The organism is Pseudomonas sp. BNK-7 (assembly GCF_048072025.1).
Taxonomy (GTDB): Bacteria; Pseudomonadota; Gammaproteobacteria; order Pseudomonadales; family Pseudomonadaceae; genus Aquipseudomonas; species Aquipseudomonas danubii.
Window position 1 is genome coordinate 3,416,716 of the sequence record NZ_CP182252.1, and the last position, 22,757, is coordinate 3,439,472.

Below are 22,757 nucleotides of genomic sequence, written 5' to 3' on the forward strand. Positions count from 1 at the left end.
GCTGCCGGGAGCCCTGGCGGGATCAGTGCCTGCGGCGTTTGCCCGAGCCGCTGGCCGCTGAGCGCTCGGGCCCTGCGCCGCCTCTGAAAGGTTGCATCTGAAACAAGGACGTTCTCTTCAACCATTTCCGAATTCTCAGGCAGGTTACGACATGCAGTTCAGCGAATTGATGGCCGTTCTTTCGACCCTCGCGATCCGTCTTCAACGGGACGGCGAGGATCTGCTGGTGCAGGGCGATGACGAGGCCCTGGACGACGCACTCTGGGACAGCCTGATCCAGCACAAGGCGCAGCTTCTGCAGCAGGTGAGCGAACAGGGCGGCCACTGGCTGAGCCCGGCCTTCAGGATCACCCCGGACATGCTGCCCCTGGTGTCACTGGAGCAGCCGGCCATCGACCGCATCGTTGCCGGCGTGCCGGGGGGCGCCGCCAATGTGCAGGACATCTACCCCCTGGCGCCGCTGCAGGAAGGCATGCTCTATCACTACCTGTCCGCGCCCCAGGGCGATCCCTATGTGCTCCAGGCGCATTTCGCCTTTGCCGACCGACAACGGCTGCAGACCTTTGCCGAGGCCTTGCAATGGGTGATCGAGCGCCACGACATCCTGCGCACCGCGATCGTCTGGGAACGCCTCGATGAACCGCTGCAGGTGGTCCTGCGCCAGGCGCCGCTGCAGTGTGAAGCACTGCCGCTGGACGCCGCCGGGGGCGATGCCCTGGCCCAGTTGCAGCAGCACTACGATTCCCGGCATTTCCGCCTGGACCTGCGTCAGGCGCCGCTGTTGCGCCTGGTGCACGCCGAGGACCCGGTCAACTCGCGCCAGGTGGCGTTGCTGCTGTTCCATCACATGGCCCTGGACCACGCCGCCCTGGATGTGGTGCGCCAGGAAATCCGGGCCTGTCTGCTGGGCCAGCGCGAGCAGTTGCCGCTGCCGGTGCCGTTTCGCAACCACCTGGCCCAGGCCCGCCTGGGGCAGAGCGAGGAGCGCCACGCCGCCTTCTTCCGCGAGATGCTCGGGGATATCGATGAGCCGACCCTGCCGTTCGGCCTGGGGGATGTGCAGGGCGCAACCGGCCGCATTGAAGAACACCGGCTGCCTCTGGAGCGCCAGCTCAGCCAACGCCTGCGCAGCCAGGCCCGGCAACTGGGGGTGAGTGTGGCAAGCCTGATGCACCTGGCCCTGGGCCGGGTCCTGGGCCAGCTGTCCGGGCGCGAGGCGGTGGTGTTCGGCACCGTGTTGCTGGGGCGCATGGAGGTGGGCGAGGGCGGTGAGCGGGCCCTGGGCATGTTCATCAACACCCTGCCGCTGCGGGTGGATGTGGGAGCACAAGGCGTGCGCGCCGGGGTGCTGGCGACCCATGCTCGGCTGAGCGCCTTGCTGGCCCATGAGCACGCTTCCCTGGCCCTGGCCCAGCGTTGCAGCGCAGTCAGTGCGCCGACCCCGCTGTTCAGCGCCATGCTCAATTACCGCCACAGCCACCGGGCCGATGGCGACCAGGTCCAGGAGCTGGTGCCGGGCATCCTGGTGCTGGGTGCCCAGGAGCGCACCAACTACCCGCTGACCGTCAACATCGACGATCTGGGCGAGGACCTGCAGATCACCGCCCTGGTGGACGCCAGCCTGGGGGCCGAGCGCATCAGCGGCTACCTGCTGACCACCCTGGAAAGCCTGGCCCTGGCCCTGCAGGCAAACCCCGAGGCGCCGTTGTACAGCCTGGAAATGCTCCCGGCCAGCGAGCGGCGTTACCTGCTGCAGGGCCTGAACACGCCCCTGGGGCAGTACCCCGACAGCCCGCTGATCCATCAGCAGGTGGAGGCCCAGGCCCGAGTCCAGCCCGAGGCGCCGGCGCTGCTTTTCCAGGCGCAGCGCCTGAGTTACGGCGAGCTCAACCGCCGCGCCAATCAGGTGGCCCATCGCTTGCTGGCGCTGGGGGTGCGTGCGGACCAGCGCGTGGCGATCTGCGTCGAGCGCGGCCCGGAAATGATCATCGGCCTGCTGGGCATCCTCAAGGCCGGTGGGGCCTATGTGCCCATCGACCCGGCCGCTCCCCGGGAACGCATTGCCTACACCCTGGAGGACAGCGCCCCGGTGGCGCTGTTGGTGCAGGCCGATACCCAGGCCCTGGTGGCCGACCTGCGGGTGCCGCTGATCGACCTCGACAGCCGCACCCTGGCCCACGAGTCCGCGGACAACCCCGACGTGCCGGGGCTGACCCCGGCCAACCTGGCCTATGTGATCTACACCTCCGGCTCCACCGGTCTGCCCAAGGGCGTGATGGTGGAACACCGCAACGTCGCCCGGCTGTTTTCCGCCACCCGCGACTGGTTCGATTTCAACTGGCGCGACGTCTGGGCGCTGTTCCATTCCTTCGCCTTCGACTTCTCGGTGTGGGAGATCTGGGGCGCCCTGATCCATGGCGGCCAGTTGCTGGTGGTGCCCCAGGTCGTCAGCCGTTCCCCGCAAGCTTGCTACGCACTGCTGTGCGAGGCCCGGGTGAGCATCCTCAACCAGACCCCCAGTGCCTTCCGCTCGCTGATTGCGGCCCAGGGCCAGAGCGGGCTCAAGCACTCCCTGCGCCAGGTGATCTTCGGCGGCGAAGCCCTGGAGCCGGGGATGCTCAAGCCCTGGTACGCCCGGCTGGAGAACGTCGGCACGCAACTGGTGAACATGTACGGCATCACCGAAACCACGGTGCACGTGACCTACCGGCCGTTGCAGGCGGCGGACGCGCAATGGGCGGGCAGCAGCCCCATCGGCCGACGGATTCCCGACCTGCAACTCTATGTCCTGGACGCACGCCGCGAGCCCTTGCCCACGGGGGTGGTGGGGGAACTGTATGTAGGGGGCGCCGGGGTGGCCCGGGGTTACCTCAACCGGGATCAACTGACCGCCGAGCGCTTCATCGCCGACCCCTTCAGCAATCGACCGGGGGCGCGGCTGTACAAGACCGGCGACCTGGCCCGCTGGCGCAGCGATGGCAGCCTGGAGTACCTGGGACGCAACGACGATCAGGTGAAGATTCGCGGTTTCCGCATCGAGCTGGGGGAGGTCCAGGCGCGGCTGGCGGCGTGCGACGGGGTGGGCGAGGCGGTGGTGATCGCCCGGGAACAGAGCCCGGGAGACAAGCGCCTGGTGGCCTATGTGATTCCCCGGCCGGGAGCGGCCCCGGGCGCCGCGCAACTGCGTGAGCAACTGCGCCAGAGCCTGGCGGACTACATGCTGCCCAGCGCCTTCGTGCTGCTGCAGGCCTGGCCCCTGACCACCAACGGCAAGCTCGACCGCAAGGCCCTGCCGGCGCCGGACAGCGCCGCGCTGGCCCGACGCGACTATGAAGCGCCCCAGGGCGAGGTGGAGCAGGCCATCGCGAAGATCTGGCAGGAGCTGCTGCAAGTGCCCCAGGTCGGGCGCCAGGACCATTTCTTCGAGCTGGGCGGCCATTCGCTGCTGGCGGTCAAACTGATGGAGCGCATGCGCCAGGTGGATCTGTGCGCCGATGTGCGGGTGCTGTTCGGCCAGCCGACCCTGGCCGCCCTGGCGGCCGCCGTGGGTGGGCAGCGCGAGGTGCAGGTGCCGGCCAACCGGATCGCTGCCGATTGCCGGCGCATCACGCCAGAGCTGCTGCCCCTGGCGGACCTCGATCAAGCGGCCATCGACCGGGTGCTGGCCCAGGTGCCCGGTGGCGCGGCCAACGTTCAGGACATCTATGCCCTGGCCCCCCTGCAGGCGGGCATCCTGTATCACCACCTGAGCAGCACCGAGGGCGACCCCTATGTGCTCCAGGTGCAGTTCGAGTTCGCCAGCGACGACGTCTTGCAAACCTTTACCCTGGCCTTGCAGCAGGTGATCCAGCGCCACGACATTTTGCGCACCAGTGTGGTCTGGCAAGGCCTCGACGCGGCAGTGCAAGTGGTCTGGCGCCAGGCTCCCCTGGAGCTGGAAGTGCTGGAGCTGGACCCCGCCCGGGGGACGATCCTCGGGCAACTGCAGGCCGGTTTCGACCCCCGTCACTATCGCCTCGACCTGGGCCGGGCACCTTTGCTGCGCCTGGTCTGTGCCCGGGACGCTGACCCGCAGCGCTGGCTGGGCATCCTGTTGCTGCATCACCTGGCCCTGGACCACAGCTCCCTTGAGGTGCTGGTGCAAGAGATCAGTGCCGTGCTGCAAGGCCACGGCGCGCAGCTGCCGCCTGCCGTGCCTTACCGCAATTATGTGGCCCAGGCGCGCCTGGGGCTTGGCGAACCGGAACATCAGGCGTTCTTTCGCCAGATGCTGGGGGACATCGACGAGCCGACCCTGGCGTTCGGCCTGCAGGACGTCAATCGCGACGGCAGCGGCATCCGCGAGCAGCAGCTGCGGCTGGAACCGGCACTGTGCCGGCGTTTGCGCCAGCAGGCGCGCAGCCTTGGCGTCAGTGTCGCCAGCCTGATGCACCTGGCCTGGGGCCGGGTCCTGGGGCCGCTGTCCGGCCGCGACGAGGTGGTGTTCGGCACCGTGCTGCTGGGCCGCATGCACGGCGGGGCAGGGGCCGACCGCGCCCTGGGCATGTTCATCAATACCTTGCCGCTGCGGATCGGCCTGGGCCCCCAGGGCGTGGCAGAGGCCCTGCGCCGTACCCATCAGCAACTGGCGCAACTGCTGGGGCATGAGCACGCCTCCCTGGCCCTGGCCCAGCGTTGCAGCGGCGTACCGGCGGCGCAGCCGCTGTTCAACAGCCTGCTCAACTACCGTCACAGCCCCCAGCAAGCCGCTGGGGACCAGGGGCCGGCGGCCTGGGACGGCATTCGCGTGCTGGCGTCCGAAGAGCGCAGCAACTACCCGCTGGCGCTGAACATCGACGATGACGGCGAGGGCTTGCGCCTGACCCTGCAGGCGGTGGCCCAGGTCAATGGCGAGCGGGTCTGCCGCTACATGGAATGCGTCCTGGAGCACCTGGCCCAGGCCCTGGAGCAGACGCCGGACATGGCCCTGCAACAGATCCCGCTGCTGCCCGCGGCCGAACGCCGGCAGCTGCTGGTGGAGTTCAATGCCACGGCCCGTGACTATCCGCGCCGACAGACCCTGCACCAACTGTTCGAAGCCCAGGCCCAGGCCCATCCGCAGCGGGTGGCGGCGGTGGAGGGCGATGCGCTGCTCAGCTACGCCGAACTCAATACCCGGGCCAACCAGCTGGCCCACCATCTGCTGGAGCTGGGGGTACAGCCCGGGGATCACCTGGCGATTCTGTTGCCACGCTCCCTGGACCTGTTGCTGAGCCAGTTGGCCATCAGCAAGTGCGCCGCGGCCTATGTGCCCCTGGATATCCAGGCCCCGGCCCAGCGTCAGGGCTTCATGGTCAGCGACAGCCGCAGCGTGGTCTTGCTGACCCGCAGCGACGAGGTGCTGGATTGCCCGGCCCGGCGCGTGGACCTGGATCGCCTGCGGCTGAGTGCCTTGCCCACCCACAACCCGGACCTGCCCCAGTCCTCCGAGAGCGTGGCGTACATCATGTACACCTCAGGCTCCACCGGCACGCCCAAGGGGGTACGGGTGCCGCACCGGGCCATCAGCCGCTTGGTGATCAACAACGGCTACGCCGATTTCAATCCCGAGGATCGGGTGGTCTTCGCCTCCAACCCGGCCTTCGACGCCAGCACCATGGACGTCTGGGGGGCCTTGCTCAACGGCGGACGGGTGCTGGTCATCGATCAGCACACCCTCTTGGACCCGCTGGGTTTCGGCCAGGCCCTGAGCACCTTGGGGGCCACGGTGCTGTTCGTCACCACGGCGCTGTTCAACCAGTATGTGCAGCTGATTCCCGAGGCCCTCAAGGGCTTGCGGATTCTCCTCTGCGGCGGCGAGCGTGCCGACCCGGCGGCCTTCCGCCGGCTCTTGGCGCACGCGCCGCAACTGCGCCTGGTGCACTGCTATGGCCCCACCGAAACCACCACCTACGCCACCACCCATGAGGTCCGGCAATTGGCGGTCGACGCCGAGCACGTGGCCATCGGCCGGCCGATCTCCAATACCCGGGTGTATGTCCTGGATCAGCACCAGCAGCCAGTGCCCCTGGGGGCCCAGGGCGAGATCGTCATCGGTGGCGATGGCGTGGCCCTGGGTTACCTCAACCGTCCCGAACTGAGCGCCGAGAAGTTCATCCGCGACCCTTTCAGCGACCAGCCGCAGGCGCTGCTGTACCGCACCGGGGACCTGGGCCGCTGGCTGGACAACGGGGTGCTGGAGTGCCTGGGGCGCAACGACGATCAGGTGAAGATTCGCGGCCTGCGCATCGAACCGGGCGAGATCGAAGCGCGCTTGCTGAGCTGTCCCGGGGTCAAGGAAGGCGTGGTCCTGGCCCGTGAGGATGAGCCCGGGGACAAGCGCCTGGTGGCCTACTACAGCGTGCAGGCCGACACCCCGGAGCCGTCCGCCGAATCCCTGCGCCAGGCGCTGCAACAGCAACTGCCGGACTACATGGTGCCCCTGGCCTATGTGCGCCTCGATGCGTTGCCCCTGACCAACAACGGCAAGCTGGACCGCAAGGCCCTGCCGGCGCCGGATCAGTCGGCCCTGCTCAGCCGTGGCTTCGTCGCTCCCGAGGGCGAGGTGGAGATGGCCCTGGCACGGATCTGGAGCGAACTGCTCAAGGTCGAGCGGGTCGGGCGTCACGATCATTTCTTCGAGCTGGGCGGGCACTCGCTGCTGGCGGTGAGCCTGATCGAGCGCATGCGCCAGATCGGCCTCAGCGCCGATGTGCGGGTGCTGTTTGGCCAGCCGACCCTGGCGGCCCTGGCCGCCGCCGTGGGCAGCGGTCGCGAGGTGCAGGTGCCGGCCAATCTGATCGGCGCCGATTGCCAGCGCATCACGCCAGAGCTGCTGCCGCTGATCGAACTGGACCAGCAGGCCATCGATCGGGTGGTGGCCAGCGTCCCCGGGGGCGTGGCCAATGTGCAGGACATCTACCCCCTGGCGCCGCTGCAGGAGGGCATCCTCTATCACCACCTGAGTGCCGAACAGGGCGATCCCTACCTGCTGCAATCGCGCCTGGCCTTCGACAGCCTGGAGCGTTTGCAGCGCTTTGCCGGGGCCATGCAACAGGTCATCCAGCGTCACGACATCCTGCGCACCGCAGTGCTCTGGGAGGGCTTGCCGCAGCCGCTGCAGGTGGTCTGGCGGCAGGCCGAACTGCAGGTTCTGGAGCAGGTCCTGGACCCGGCCGACGGCGATCTGCTCGAACAACTGCAGCAACGTTTCGACGCCCGCCACTGGCGCCTGGACCTGACCCGCGCGCCGCTGATCCGCCTGGTCTATGCCCGGGTCCCGGGGCAGTCGCGGGTGCTGGCGATCCTGCTGTTCCACCACCTGGCCCTGGATCACACCGCCATGGAGGTGATCGGCGAGGAAATGCACGCGCTGCTGTTCAACCACCACGAGCGCCTGGGCACCCCGAAGCCTTATCGCAACTACGTGGCCCAGGCTCGGCTGGGGGCCGGTCAGGCGGAGCACGAGGGGTTCTTCCGGCAGATGCTCGGTGATATTGACGAGCCGACCCTGGCCTTTACCGTGGAGGATGTGCAGGGCGATGGCCGGGATCTCGAAGAGGCCCGGGTGCCCGTGCCCGACGCCCTGAGCCTGCGCCTGCGCGAGCAGGCGCGGCAGTTGGGGGTCAGTGCCGCGGCGCTGATGCACCTGGCCTGGGGCCTGGTCCTGGGGCAGGTGTCCAATCGCCGGCAGGTGGTGTTCGGCACCGTGCTGATGGGGCGGATGCAGGGCGGCGAGGGCGCCGACCGGGCCCTGGGGGTGTTTATCAATACCTTGCCGCTGCGGGTGGATGTGGACGCCGGCAGCGTGCGGGCCGGGGTCCGTGCGACCCATGCCCGGCTCAGCGCCCTGCTGGCTCATGAGCATGCGTCCCTGGCCCTGGCCCAGCGTTGCAGCGGGGTGCCGGCCAGCTCGCCGCTGTTCAGTGCCTTGCTCAACTATCGGCACAGCGTGGCGGACGCCGGACGCGGTGCTGGCCTGGATATCTGGCAGGGGATTGAGCTGCTGGGGGGCGAGGAGCGCAGCAACTATCCGCTGAGCCTGAGCGTCGACGACCTGGGCCAGGGCTTCAGCCTGTCGCTGCTGGCGTTGCCGGCGATTGGCGCACAGCGCATGGCCGGCTACATGCTCCAGGTGCTGGAGCAACTGACCGATGCCCTGGAATGGAGCCCGGACCTGGACCTGTGGCAGCTCTCGGTATTGCCGACGGCGGAGCGCCAGCAGTTGCTGGAAGGCTTCAACGCCAGCGTCGCCGACTATCCCCGTGGACAGACCCTGCACGGCCTGTTCGAGGCCCGGGTGCAGGCCGCGCCCGAGGCCGTGGCCCTGGTGCAAGGGCCATTGCGCCTGAGCTACCGGCAACTGAATCAGCGGGCCAATCAACTGGCCCGGCAACTGCTGGAGCTGGGGGCCGGCCCCGACGAGCGCGTGGCGCTGTGCCTGCCACGGGGCCCGCAACTGCTGACGGCCATGCTGGCGATTCTCAAGGCCGGAGCCAGCTATGTGCCCATCGACCCGAGCCATCCGCCGGAGCGCATCGCCTACCTGCTGCAGGACAGCGCGCCCCTGGCGGTGCTGGTGCAGGGCGCAACCCGCGAGCTGCCGGGCACGCCAGGCCTGGTGCGGATCGACCTGGACGGCTGCATCTGGCAGCAGGCGCCCCTGGACAATCCCCTGGTGCCGGGGCTGACCCCGGCGCACCTGGCCTATGTGATCTACACCTCCGGTTCCACCGGCCAGCCCAAGGGCGTGATGGTGGAGCACCAGAGCCTGGAGAACCTGGTGCACTGGCACTGCGCGACCTTCGACCTGGGGCCGGGGCGCCACAGTTCCAGCGTCGCCGGCCTGGGTTTTGACGCCATGGCCTGGGAGGTCTGGCCGACCCTGTGCAGCGGTGCCACCTTGCACTTGCCACCGGCCGAGGTCGGCAGCCAGGACCTTGACGCCTTGCTCGGCTGGTGGCGGGCCCAGCCCCTGGATATCAGCTTCCTGCCGACGCCGGTGGCCGAGTACGCCTTCAGCCAGGGCCAGGGTCACCCGACCCTGAGCACCTTGCTGATCGGCGGCGACCGCCTGCGCCAGTTCCCGGCCGATCCGGGGTTTGCCGTGATCAACAACTACGGGCCCACCGAAGCCACGGTGGTGGCCACGTCCGGCCCAATATCAGTGGGCGGCTCCCTGCACATCGGCCGGCCCATGGCCAATGCGCGGATCTACCTGCTGGACGAACGGCTGCGCCCGGTGCCCCTGGGGGTAATCGGTGAGCTCTACGTCGGTGGCGCCGGGGTGGCCCGGGGTTACCTCAATCGCGACGCGCTGACGGCCGAGCGTTTCCTCGACGACCCGTTCTGCGCCGAGCCCCAGGCGCGCCTGTATCGCACGGGCGACCTGGCCCGCTGGCGTGCCGATGGCAGCCTCGACTACCTGGGGCGCAACGACGATCAGGTCAAGGTCCGTGGCATGCGCATCGAGCCGGGCGAAATCGAGGCGGCGCTGCTGAGCCATCCGGCCCTCAAGGAAGCCCTGGTGCTGGTGCGCGAAGGGCGTTTGCTGGCGTACTTCACCGAGCATGCCGAGGTTTCCAACCAGGAGCTGGATCTCCAGGATTTGCGCGACCATCTGCAAGGCCGGCTGCCGGACTACATGCTGCCGGTGGCCTATGTGCGCTTGCTGGCGCTGCCCCTGACCGCCAACGGCAAGCTCGATCGCAAAGCGTTGCCACTACCGGATCAGGACGCCTGGCTGAGCCGCGAATTCGAAGCGCCACAGGGCGAGGTGGAAAACGCCCTGGCGCAGATCTGGAGCGAGCTGCTGCAGGTGCAGCAGGTGGGACGCCACGATCACTTCTTCGAGCTGGGCGGGCACTCGCTGTTGGCAGTGAGCCTGATCGAGCGCATGCGCCAGATCGGCCTTGGCGCCGATGTGCGAGTGCTGTTCAACCAGCCGACCCTGGCGGCCCTGGCCGCTGCGGTGGGCAGCGGCCGCGAGGTGCAGGTGCCGGCCAATCTGATCGGCGCCGATTGCCAGCGCATCACCCCCGAGCTGTTGCCGCTGATCGAACTGGACCAGGACGCCATCGAACGCATCGTCGCCACGGTGCCGGGCGGGGTGGCCAACGTGCAGGACATCTACCCCCTGGCGCCATTGCAGGAGGGCATTCTCTATCACCACCTGAGCGCCCGCCAGGGTGATCCTTATCTGCTGCAATCCCATCTGGCCTTCGCCGACCGGCAGCGCCTGGAAGACTTCACCCAGGCCTTGCAGCGCGTGGGCGAGCGCCACGACATCCTGCGCACCGCGGTGCTCTGGGAGGGCCTGAAACAGCCGCTGCAGGTGGTCTGGCGCCGGGCCCGGGTGGCGGTGGAGGAGCTCATCCTCGACCCGGCCGAGGGCGACATCCTTGAGCAGTTGCAGGCTCGCTTCGATGCCCGGCATTGGCGCCTGGAGCTGACCCAGGCGCCGTTGATGCGCCTGGTCCATGCCCAGGACCCGGTCCGGCAACGCACGGTGGCGATCCTGCTGTTCCATCACATCGTTCTGGACCACACCGCCCTGGAGGTGGTCCGCGAGGAAATCCAGGCCTGCCTGTTGGGGCAGGAGCCTGCCGGCACGGCGATTCCCTATCGCAACTATGTGGCCCAGGCCCGCCTGGGGGGCAGTCGCGAGGAGCATGAGGCGTTCTTCCGCGAGATGCTCGGGGACATCGACGAACCGACCCTGCCGTTCGGCCTGCAGGACGTGCAGGGCGACGGTGAGGCCATTGAAGAGTTGCAGCGGGTGCTGGACGCCGACCTGAGCGCGCGCCTGCGGGCCCAGGCGCGGTTGCTGGGAGTCAGTGCCGCGAGCCTGTTCCACCTGGCCTGGGCCCGGGTCCTGAGCGTCACCTCGGGCCAGGAGCGGGTGGTGTTCGGCACCGTGCTGCTGGGACGCCTGCAAGGCGGACTGGGGGCCGACCGGGCCCTGGGCATGTTCATCAACACCTTGCCGTTGCGGGTCGACCTGGACCACAGCGGCACCCGGGCGGCGGTCAAGGCGACTCATGCCCGGCTCAGCGCCTTGCTGGGGCATGAGCATGCCTCCCTGGCCCTGGCCCAGCGTTGCAGTGCCGTGGCCGCGCCGCTGCCGCTGTTCAGCGCCATGCTCAACTACCGCCACGGCAGCGACGCAGCGCCGAGCCCGGCCATGCAACAGGCCTGGCAAGGCATCCAGACCCTGCGCAGCGAAGAGCGCACCAACTACCCCCTGAGCCTCAACGTCGATGACCTGGGCCAGGGCTTCCGCCTGACCGCCATGACCCTGGCGCGGATCGGCGCCGAGCGCATCTGCGGCTACATGGAGCAGGCCCTGCACGCCCTGGTGGAGACCCTGGAACAGGCGCCGCAGCGGCCCTTGCGCCAGTTGCCGATCCTGCCGCCGGAGGAGCGCCGGCAGTTGCTGCACGCCTGTAATGCCACGACCCGGGACTATCCGCTGGAGCAGACCCTGCACGGCTTGTTCGAGGCCCAGGTCGTGCGCACTCCCGAGGCATTGGCGGTGCAGGCCGGTGAGCAGCGCCTGAGCTATCGCCAGCTCAACCAGCGGGCCAACCAGTTGGCCGGGCACTTGCTGCAACTGGGGGTGGGGCCGGACAGTCGGGTGGCGATCTGTGTCGAGCGCGGGCTGGAAATGGTCATCGGCCTGCTGGCGATCCTCAAGGCTGGCGGCGCCTATGTGCCCATCGATCCGGCATACCCCGCAGAACGCATCGCCTACATGCTTGAGGACAGCGCGCCCCAGGCGCTGCTGGTGCAGGGTGCCACCCGGGCACTGCCGGGCAGCCCGACCGTGCCCCGGGTGGACCTGGACCAGCCACTCTGGGCGCGCCAGCCCCGGGTCAATCCCCGGGTCAACGGGCTGACCCCCGGGCACCTGGCCTATGTGATCTACACCTCCGGTTCCACCGGCCAGCCCAAGGGCGCGATGAACGAGCACCGGGCGGTGGTCAACCGCCTGCTGTGGATGCAGGAACAATATGCTCTGAGCGCCGATGACGCGGTGCTGCAGAAGACCCCCTTCAGCTTCGACGTTTCGGTCTGGGAGTTCTTCTGGCCGCTGTTCACCGGTGCACGGCTGGTAATGGCCCGCCCCGAAGGGCACAAGGACCCGGCCTACCTGCGTCAGGTGATCCGCGATGAGGGCATCAGCACCCTGCACTTTGTGCCGTCGATGCTGGATGCGTTCCTGGCCTATGGCGATACCCGGGATTGCAGCGGCCTGCGTCAGGTGATGTGCAGCGGCGAGGCCCTGCCGGGCAGCCTGGTACGGCGCTTCAAGCAGCAGTTGCCCCAGGTCGGGCTGTACAACCTCTATGGCCCCACCGAAGCGGCGGTGGACGTCACCGCCTGGGATTGCGCCGGACCGTTGGCCGAGACCCCGGACAACACCCCCATCGGCAAGCCCATTGCCAACACCCGCATCTACCTGCTGGACGGGCACATGCAACCGGTGCCTCGGGGAGTGGTGGGCGAGTTGTACATCGGCGGGGTGCAGGTGGCCCGGGGATACCTCAATCGAGATGAGCTGACCGCCGAGCGCTTCCTCAAGGACCCGTTCAGCGAGGCCCCCGGCGCGCGCATTTACCGCACCGGCGACCTGGGTCGCTATCGGGCCGACGGCGCTATCGAGTACCTGGGGCGCAATGACGATCAGGTGAAGATCCGTGGCCTGCGCATCGAACTGGGAGAAATCCAGGCCCGCCTGACCCAGCTGGACGGGGTCAAGGAAGCGGTGGTCCTGGCCCGGGAAGACGTGCCCGGGGACCTGCGTCTGGTGGCCTACTACACCTGCCACGAAACGCACCGCCAACTGCCCATCGAACGCCTGCGGGCGCAGTTGCGCGAGCACCTGCCGGACTACATGGTGCCGGCCTTGTTCGTGCACCTGGAGGCGCTGCCCTTGAGCCCCAACGGCAAGCTGGCGCGCAAGGACCTGCCGGTTCCGGGGCGCGACGCGGCCCTGGTGCGCGAATACGAGGCGCCCATCGGAGACACGGAGATCACCCTGGCCCGGCTCTGGGCCGAGTTGCTCAATGTCGAGCGGGTGGGGCGCCAGGATCATTTCTTTGAACTGGGCGGGCATTCGCTGCTGGCCGTGAGCCTGATCAGCCGGATGCGCGAAGAAGGCATGGAAGCTGATGTCAGGACGCTGTTCGAACAACCGACCCTGGCGGGCTACGCGGCAATGACCGAACGAATGGAGATCGTCCTGTGAGCGTGACCGAACTGTTGGCGACACTGAAGGAAAAAGACGTGCAACTGGTGCTCAAGGGCGAGCAACTGGTGGTCCAGGGCAACAAGCAGGCCTTGAGCGAACCGGCCCTGCTGGCCCGGCTTCGGGAGTACAAACCGCAACTGATCGAGCTGATCAAGGCCGGGAAATACTCGGCCACCAAGGCCGGGCAGGTCCAGGTGCCGGCCAACGGCATCACCCCGGCGACCCGCCACATCACCCCGGACCTGCTGCCCCTGGCCGACCTCAGCCAGGAGGCCATCGAGCGCATTGTCGCCACGGTGCCGGGCGGGGTGGCCAACGTGCAGGACATCTACCCCCTGGCGCCGCTGCAGGAGGGGATTCTCTATCACCATGTCAGTGCCGTGCAGGGCGATCCCTATGTCATGCAGGCGCATTTTGCCTTCGCCAGCCGCGAGCGCCTGGAGGCCTTTGCCGAGGCCTTGCGCGGGGTCATTGCACGCCACGATATCCTGCGCACCGCGGTGCTCTGGGATGGCCTGGAGCAGCCGATGCAGGTGGTCTGGCGCGAAGCCGCGCTGGTGCTCCAGGAGGTCGAGACCGACCCGGGCGCGGGCGACGTCATGGCCCAGTTGCATGGCCGTTTCGACGCCCGCCACTTTCGCCTGGACATCAGCCAGGCGCCGATGCTGCGCCTGGTGCATGCCTGGGACGCCGCCGGGCAGCGCATTGTCGCCATGCTGCTGTTCCATCACATGGCCCTGGATCACAGCGCCCTGGATGTGGTGCGCCATGAAATGCAGGCGTTGCTCATGGGCCAGGGCGAGCGCCTGGGGCCAGCCCTGGCGTTTCGCAACTACGTGGCCCAGGCCCGGCTGGGCACCCGTGAAGAGGAGCACGAAGCCTTCTTCCGGCAGATGCTCGGCGATATCGACGAACCGACCCTGGCGTTCGGCCTGCAGGATGTGCAGGGCGATGGGCGAGCCATCGAGGAAGCCAGCCTGATCCTGCCGGAGCCGTTGAGCCAGCACCTGCGGGCCCGGGCGCGGCAGGCCGGGGTCAGCGCCGCGAGCCTGTTCCACCTGGCCTGGGGCCGGGTGCTGGCGACCCTGGCGGGCAAGCGCAAGGTGGTGTTCGGCACGGTGCTGATGGGGCGCATGCAGGGGGCCGAGGCCACCGACCGGGCCCTGGGGATCTTCATCAACACCTTGCCGTTTCGCCTGGATGTGGACGAACGCCCCCTGGATGAGGCCCTCAAGGCCACCCATGCGCGCCTGACCACCTTGCTGCGCCATGAACACGCGGCCCTGGCCCTGGCCCAGCGCTGCAGCGGCGTGAGCGCGCCGACCCCGCTGTTCAGTGCCTTGCTCAACTACCGCCACAGCGGCGCCGCCGTCAGCACCGAGGCCCAGGCCGCCTGGGCCGGGATCAGCACCCTGCACTCCGAGGAGCGCACCAACTACCCCCTGACCCTGAGTGTCGACGACCTCGGCGCGGGCTTCGGCCTGACCTTGCTGGCCAGCACCCAGGTCGATCCGCGACCGATCCTCGACTACCTGCTGTGCACCCTGGAGCACCTGGCCCAGGCCCTCGAGCAGACGCCCGGGCTGGCCCTGGCACAACTGCCGATCCTGTCCCGGGACCTGCGCCAGCAGTTGCTCGAAGGCTTCAACCACAGCGCCGTGGATTACCCCCGGGGCCAGACCATCCATGAGCGCATCCAGGCCCAGGCGGCCCGTACCCCTGAAGCGGTGGCCGCCTGGTACCAGGGCCGGGCCCTGAGTTACGTCCAGCTCAACCGACAGGCCAATGGGCTGGCCCGGCAATTGCGCGAGCTGGGCGTGCAGCCCGACGACCGCGTGGCCATCGTCGCCCGGCGCGGCCTGGAGACCCTGGTGGGCTTGCTGGCCATCCTCAAGTCCGGGGCCTGCTATGTGCCGATCGATCCGGCCCATCCCGCCGAGCGCCTGGGCTACCTGTTGCAGGACAGCGGCCCGCGGGCAGTGCTGACCCAGGCCGATCTGCTGGGGCGCCTGCCGCCTGTGGCGGTGCCGGTGATCGAGCTCGATCAAGGTCTCTGGCAGGACCCGGCCCAGGACAACCTTGACCTGACGGGGCTGACCCCGGCCCATCTGGCCTATGTGATCTACACCTCCGGCTCCACCGGCCTGCCCAAGGGGGTGATGGTGGAACACCAGACCCTGTGCAACCTGGTGGACTGGCACTGCCAGGCCTTCGACCTGCACGCCGGCAGCCACACGTCGAGCCTTGCCGGGTTCGGCTTCGACGCCATGGCCTGGGAGGTCTGGCCGGCCTTGTGCGTCGGCGCCACCCTGCACCTGGCACCGGCCCATGAGGGTAGCGAGGACGTGGATGCCTTGCTCGCCTGGTGGCGTGCCCAGCCCCTGGACGTGAGCTTCCTGCCGACCCCGGTGGCCGAGTACGCCTTCAGCCAGGAACTGCAACATCCGACCCTGCGCACCCTGTTGATCGGCGGCGACCGCCTGCGCCAGTTCAGCCATCCGCAGCCCTTCGCCCTGATCAACAACTACGGCCCCACCGAAGCCACGGTGGTGGCAACGTCCGGCCCGATAGCGGCGGGCGGCTCCCTGGACATCGGCCGGCCCATCGCCAACGCGCGGATCTACCTGCTCGATGAGTTGCAGCGGCCGGTGCCCATCGGCGTGGCCGGCGAACTCTATGTGGGCGGCGCCGGGGTGGCCCGGGGTTACCTCAATCGCGATGCGCTGACGGCCGAGCGTTTCCTCGACGATCCCTTCAGCGACCGGCCCGGGGCGCGCATGTACCGCAGCGGTGACCTGGCCCGCTGGTTGGCGGACGGGCGTATCGAGTACCTGGGGCGCAATGACGACCAGGTGAAAATCCGTGGCGTGCGCATCGAACTGGGGGAAATCGAGAGCCGCCTCAACCCGTTCCCCGGGATCAAGGAAGCGGTGGTGCTGGTCCGCGAAGACCAGCCGGGCAACCCGCGGCTGGTGGCCTACTTCACTGCGCACGAGGGGGCTGCTGCGCTGTCGGTGGCGGACCTGCGGGCCCACTTGCTGGCGCAACTGCCGGACTCCATGGTGCCGGTGGCCTATGTGCAGCTCGATGCCTTGCCCCTGACCGCCAACGGCAAGCTGGACCGCATGGCGCTGCCGGCGCCGGATCAGGCGGCCTTGATCAGCCGCGAGTACCAGGCCCCCCGGGGACCCACCGAAACCACCCTGGCGGATATCTGGCAAGAAGTGCTGCACTTGCCGCGAGTCGGGCGCCACGACCACTTTTTCGAACTGGGCGGCCACTCCCTGCTGGCCATGCGCATGGTGTCCCAGGTGCGTCAGCGCCTGGGGGTGGAGCTGGCCCTGGGCGAGCTGTTCGCCAATGCCGAACTCTGCGCGGTGGCGGCGGTGCTCGACCGGGCCGGACGCAGCCAGTTGCCGGAGATCTTCCCGGCGTCCCAGGACCATGACCTGCCACTGTCCTTTGCCCAGCAACGCCTGTGGTTCCTGGCGCAGATGGACGGCGCCGGCAGTGCCTACAACATCCCCATCGGCCTGGGCCTGCGCGGGCGCCTGGATCGCCCGGCGCTGCAACAGGCGCTGCAGGCCATCGTCGCTCGGCACGCCACCTTGCGCAGCCGCTTTGTCCTGGGGGAAGACCAACCTCAGGTGCTGATCGGTGCCATCGAAGAGGCCCTGGAACTGGGCTTCGAAGACCTGCGGGACGCGCCCCGGAACCTGGCCGAACGGGTACGGGCCGAAGCGGCCCAGGCCTTCGACCTGGAACGCGGGCCAGTGATCCGCGGGCGCTTGCTGGCCCTGGCGGACGATCATCATGTGCTGCTGCTGACCCTGCACCACATCGTCGCCGACGGCTGGTCCATGGGGGTGCTGACCCGGGAACTGGTGGCCCTGTACCAAGCCTTCAGCCAGGGCCGCCCGGACCCGCTGCCGCCGCTGGCGGTGCAGTACAGCGACTTTGCCCTGTGGCAGCGCCGCTGGCTCAGTGGCGAGGTGCTGCAGCAGCAGGGCGACTACTGGCGCCAGACCCTGGCCGATGCCCCGACCTTGCTGACGCTGCCCTACGACCGGCCACGGCCGCCGCACCAGGACTTCAGCGGTGGCAGCGTCGAGATCCTCCTCGATGGGCCGCTGAGCGCCCAGCTCAAGCGCCTCAGCCAGCGCCATGGCTGCACCCTGTACACGACCCTGCTGGCGGCCTGGGGCTTGCTGTTGGGGCGCCTCTCGGGACAGACCGATCTGCTGATCGGCATTCCGGTGGCCAACCGCATGCGCGCCGAGGTGGAAGGGCTGATCGGCCTGTTCGTCAACACCCTGGCCCTGCGCCTGGACCTGGACGCCGAGCAGAGCGTTGCCGCCTTGCTGGCCCAGGTCCGCGCCCGCAGCTTCGCCGCCCAGGCCCACCAGGACCTGCCCTTCGAGCAGGTGGTGGAGATCGTCCGGCCCCAGCGCAGCCTGTCCCACAGCCCGCTGTTCCAGGTGGTGCTGACCTGGCTCGACGATTTCACCCAGGACCTGGTGCTCGATGAGCTGACGCTCGAAGGCGTGGCCGGGGCCACTCAGGTGGCCAAGTTCGACCTGACCCTGAGCCTGGGAGAAAGCCAGGGGCAGATCCGTGGCGCCCTGGACTACGCCAGCGCCTTGTTCGATGCAGCGACCGTGCGGCGTTACGTCGGCTATCTGGTGCAGGTACTGCAGGCCATGGTGGCAGACGATCAGCAACGGCTGGCCCAGGTGCAACTGCTGGAGGAGGGCGAGCGTCGACAACTGCTGGAGGCCTTCAACGCCAGTACGCAGGACTACCCCAAGGGCATGACCCTGCACCAGCGCTTCGAGGTACATGCCAGGCAGCAAGCCGACGCCACGGCGCTGCAGGCCGGTGAGCAGAGCCTGAGCTACCAGCAGTTGAATACCCGGGCCAATCAACTGGCCCACCATCTGCGCGGGCTGGGGGTGGGCCCGGATAGCCGGGTGGCGATCTGTGCACCGCGAGGCCTGGAGCTGGCCGTCGGTCTGCTGGCAATCGTCAAGGCCGGTGGCGCCTATGTGCCCATCGATCCGAGCCATCCGCCGGAGCGTATCGCCTACCTGTTGCAGGACAGCGCACCGCTGGCCGTGCTGGTGCAGGGGGCAACCCGTGCCCTGGTGGGCGATCCGCCGGTTGCGGTGATCGATCTGCTGCAGCCGGACTGGCAGCAGCAGTCCTTGGCCAACCCCCAGGTGCCCGGGCTGTGCAGCGAGCATCTGGCCTATGTGATCTACACCTCCGGTTCCAGCGGATTGCCCAAGGGGGTGATGGTGGCACACGCCACCCTGGAGAACCTGGTGGACTGGCACTGCCAGGCGTTCGACCTGGGCCCGGGGCGCCATGCTTCCTGTGTCGCCGGCCTGAGCTTCGATGCCATGGCCTGGGAGTTCTGGCCGACCCTGTGCGCAGGCGCCACCCTGCACCTGCCGCCGGCCAGCATCGGCCACCAGGACCTCGACCAACTGCTGCAGTGGTGGCGCGCCCAGCCTCTGGACCTGAGCTTCCTGCCCACGCCCGTGGCGGAATACGCCTTCAGCCAGTCGCTCGGGCATCCGACGCTGCGCACCCTGCTGATCGGTGGCGACCGCCTGCGGCAGTTCAGCCAGCCGCAGAGTTTTGCCGTGATCAATAACTACGGCCCCACCGAAGCCACGGTGGTGGCGACTTCCGGGCTGATGGAAGCCGGCGGGCCCCTGGACATCGGCCGACCCATCGCCAACGCGCGGATCTATCTGCTCGATGAGTTGCAGCGGCCGGTGCCCATCGGCGTGGCCGGTGAACTCTATGTGGGCGGCGCCGGGGTGGCCCGGGGCTACTTCAATCGCCACGCACTGACGGCCGAGCGTTTCCTCGACGATCCCTTCAGCGACCAGCCCGGGGCACGCATGTACCGCAGCGGCGATCTGGCTCGCTGGCGGGCGGACGGGCGCATCGAGTACCTGGGGCGCAACGATGACCAGGTGAAGATCCGTGGCGTGCGCATCGAACTGGGGGAGATCGAGAGCTGCCTCAAGCGGCTGCCCGGGATCAAGGAAGCGCTGGTGCTGGCCCGGGAGGATCGACCGGGACAGATCCGCCTGGTGGCCTATTTCACCGCGACCGGCGCCGTGGCAGTGACCCCGGCGGCGTTGCGCAGTCAATTGCTCGGGCTCTTGCCCGAGTACATGGTGCCGGCGGCCTACGTGGGCCTGGAGGCGCTGCCGTTGACCGCCAACGGCAAGCTGGATCGGCGGGCGCTGCCCCGGCCTGAGCTCGATGCGCTGCTGACCCAGGACTACGTGGCTCCCCAGGGCGCCAGCGAGATCGCCCTGGCCGAGATCTGGAGCGAGCTGCTGCAGGTGCAGCAGGTGGGACGCCACGACCACTTCTTCGAACTGGGCGGGCATTCGCTGCTGGCCATGCGCATGCTGTCCCAGGTGCGCCAGCGCCTGGGGGTGGAGCTGGCCCTGGCCGAGCTGTTCGCCAATGCCCGGCTCAGCGCCGTGGCCCAGGCCCTGGAACAGGCCGAGCGCAGCAGCCTGCCGGATTTGCTGCCGGCGCCGCGCAATCAGCCGTTGCCCTTGTCCTTCGCCCAGCAGCGCCTGTGGTTCCTGGCGCAGATGGAGGGGGCCAACACCGCCTACAACATTCCCATTGGCCTGCGCTTGCGCGGGCAGTTGGATGGCGATGCCCTGCAACGGGCCCTGGAGCGTATCGTCGCGCGCCATGAAACCCTGCGCAGCCGCTTTGCCCAGTACGCTGATGAAGCCGAGGTGCTGATCGCGCCCGTGGAGGCGGGCCTGGGCCTGCTGCTGGAAAACCTGCGGGGCCATCCTCAGGCCGACAAAGCCTTGCAGGCCCTGGTGCAAGGAGAAGCCTCGGCGCCCTTCGACCTGCAGCGCGGGCCGCTGATCCGTGGGCGCCTGATCAGCCTGGCGGATGATCATCACGTGTTGCTGCTGACCCTGCACCATATCGTCAGCGATGGCTGGTCCATGGGCGTGCTGACCCGGGAACTGGTGGCGCTGTACGCCGCCTTCAGCCGCGGCCTGCCTGATCCGCTGCCGCCCTTGGCGGTGCAGTACAGCGACTTCGCCCACTGGCAGCGGCGCTGGCTCAGCGGCGCGGTGCTGGAGCAGCAGGCGCAGTACTGGCGCCAGGCCCTGGAGGGCGCGCCGCCCTTGCTGATGCTGCCCGGCGACCGACCACGGCCGGCCCGCCAGGACTACGCCGGCAGCAGCGTCGAAGTCCGCCTCGATGCTGCCCTGACGGCCGGGCTGCGAGCCTTGAGCCAGCGCCATGGCACCACCTTGTACATGACCCTGATGGCGGCCTGGGGGCTGCTGCTGGGGCGGCTGTCCGGGCAGGCCGACGTGGTGATCGGCACTCCGGTGGCCAACCGCATGCGCGCCGAAGTCGAAGGGCTGATCGGCCTGTTCGTCAACACCCTGGCCCTGCGCCTGGACCTGGGCGCCGCGCCACGGGTGGAGGCCTTGCTGGCCCAGGTCAAGGTCCGGACCCTGGAGGCCCAGGCCCATCAGCACCTGCCGTTCGAACAGGTGGTGGAAATCCTGCGTCCGGTGCGCAGCCTGTCCCACAGCCCGCTGTTCCAGACCCTGCTGACCTGGCAAAACGGCGACGGGCCGCAACTGGTGCTGGGGGACCTGCGCCTGGAAGCCATTCACGAGGCCAGCCACTTCGCCAAGTTCGACCTGTCCCTGAGCCTGGGGGAGGTGCAGGACCGGATCGAAGGCAGCCTGGAGTACGCCACGGCGCTGTTCGATGGGTCGACCATGAGGCGGTATGTCGGTTACCTGAAGCGGGTGTTGCAGGCCATGGTGGCGGACGACCAGATGCTGCTGGAGCAGGTGCCGCTGCTGGACGCCGCCGAACGTCGGCAACTGCTGCACGGCGTCAACGCCAGCGCTCGCGACTACCCCCTGGAGCAGACCCTGCACGGCTTGTTCGAGGCCCAGGTACTGCGCACCCCCGAGGCACTGGCGGTGCAGGCCGGTGAGCAGCGCCTGAGCTATCTCCAGCTCAACCAGCGGGCCAACCAGTTGGCCGGGCACCTGCTGCAACTGGGGGTGGGGCCGGACAGTCGGGTGGCGATCTGTGTCGAGCGCGGGCTGGAAATGGTCATCGGCCTGCTGGCGATCCTCAAGGCTGGCGGCGCCTATGTGCCCATCGATCCGGCATACCCCGCAGAACGCATCGCCTACATGCTTGAGGACAGCGCGCCCCAGGCGCTGCTGGTGCAGGGTGCCACCCGGGCACTGCCGGGCAGCCCGACCGTGCCCCGGGTGGACCTGGACCAGCCACTCTGGGCGCGCCAGCCCCGGGTCAATCCCCGGGTCAACGGGCTGACCCCCGGGCACCTGGCCTATGTGATCTACACCTCCGGTTCCACCGGCCAGCCCAAGGGCGCGATGAACGAGCACCGGGCGGTGGTCAACCGCCTGCTGTGGATGCAGGAACAATATGCTCTGAGCGCCGATGACGCGGTGCTGCAGAAGACCCCCTTCAGCTTCGACGTTTCGGTCTGGGAGTTCTTCTGGCCGCTGTTCACCGGTGCACGGCTGGTAATGGCCCGCCCCGAAGGGCACAAGGACCCGGCCTACCTGCGTCAGGTGATCCGCGATGAGGGCATCAGCACCCTGCACTTTGTGCCGTCGATGCTGGATGCGTTCCTGGCCTATGGCGATACCCGGGATTGCAGCGGCCTGCGTCAGGTGATGTGCAGCGGCGAGGCCCTGCCGGGCAGCCTGGTACGGCGCTTCAAGCAGCAGTTGCCCCAGGTCGGGCTGTACAACCTCTATGGCCCCACCGAAGCGGCGGTGGACGTCACCGCCTGGGATTGCGCCGGACCGTTGGCCGAGACCCCGGACAACACCCCCATCGGCAAGCCCATTGCCAACACCCGCATCTACCTGCTGGACGGGCACATGCAACCGGTGCCTCGGGGAGTGGTGGGCGAGTTGTACATCGGCGGGGTGCAGGTGGCCCGGGGATACCTCAATCGAGATGAGCTGACCGCCGAGCGCTTCCTCAAGGACCCGTTCAGCGAGGCCCCCGGCGCGCGCATTTACCGCACCGGCGACCTGGGTCGCTATCGGGCCGACGGCGCTATCGAGTACCTGGGGCGCAATGACGATCAGGTGAAGATCCGTGGCCTGCGCATCGAACTGGGAGAAATCCAGGCCCGCCTGACCCAGCTGGACGGGGTCAAGGAAGCGGTGGTCCTGGCCCGGGAAGACGTGCCCGGGGACCTGCGTCTGGTGGCCTACTACACCTGCGCCGCCGGGCGTCCGGCCCTGGCAGTGGAACAGCTGCGCCAGGCGTTGCTGGAACACCTGCCGGATTACATGGTGCCGGCCTTGTTCGTGCACCTGGAAGCGCTGCCCTTGAGCCCCAACGGCAAGTTGGCGCGCAAGGAGCTGCCGGCCCCGGGGCTGGCGGCAGCCAGCGTGCGCGAGTACGA

At 68.6% G+C, this 22,757-nt stretch carries 2 protein-coding genes (1 of these 2 running past the window's edge); both read left to right on the forward strand.

From position 1 onward, the window contains the following. Window positions 1-151 precede the first annotated feature (151 nt). On the forward strand, window positions 152-13,267 hold the full coding sequence (locus ACMGF8_RS16020) for an amino acid adenylation domain-containing protein (protein ID WP_416760254.1): 13,116 nt from the start codon (window positions 152-154) through the stop codon (window positions 13,265-13,267). Beyond that, a protein-coding gene (locus ACMGF8_RS16025; RefSeq protein WP_416760256.1) for an amino acid adenylation domain-containing protein crosses the window boundary here: on the forward strand, window positions 13,264-22,757 show its 5' portion. It continues 5,230 nt past the right edge of the window; the window shows 9,494 of its 14,724 coding nt (coding positions 1-9,494); it begins with the start codon at window positions 13,264-13,266; its stop codon lies beyond the right edge, outside the window. Before ACMGF8_RS16020 ends, ACMGF8_RS16025 begins: the two co-directional genes overlap by 4 nt.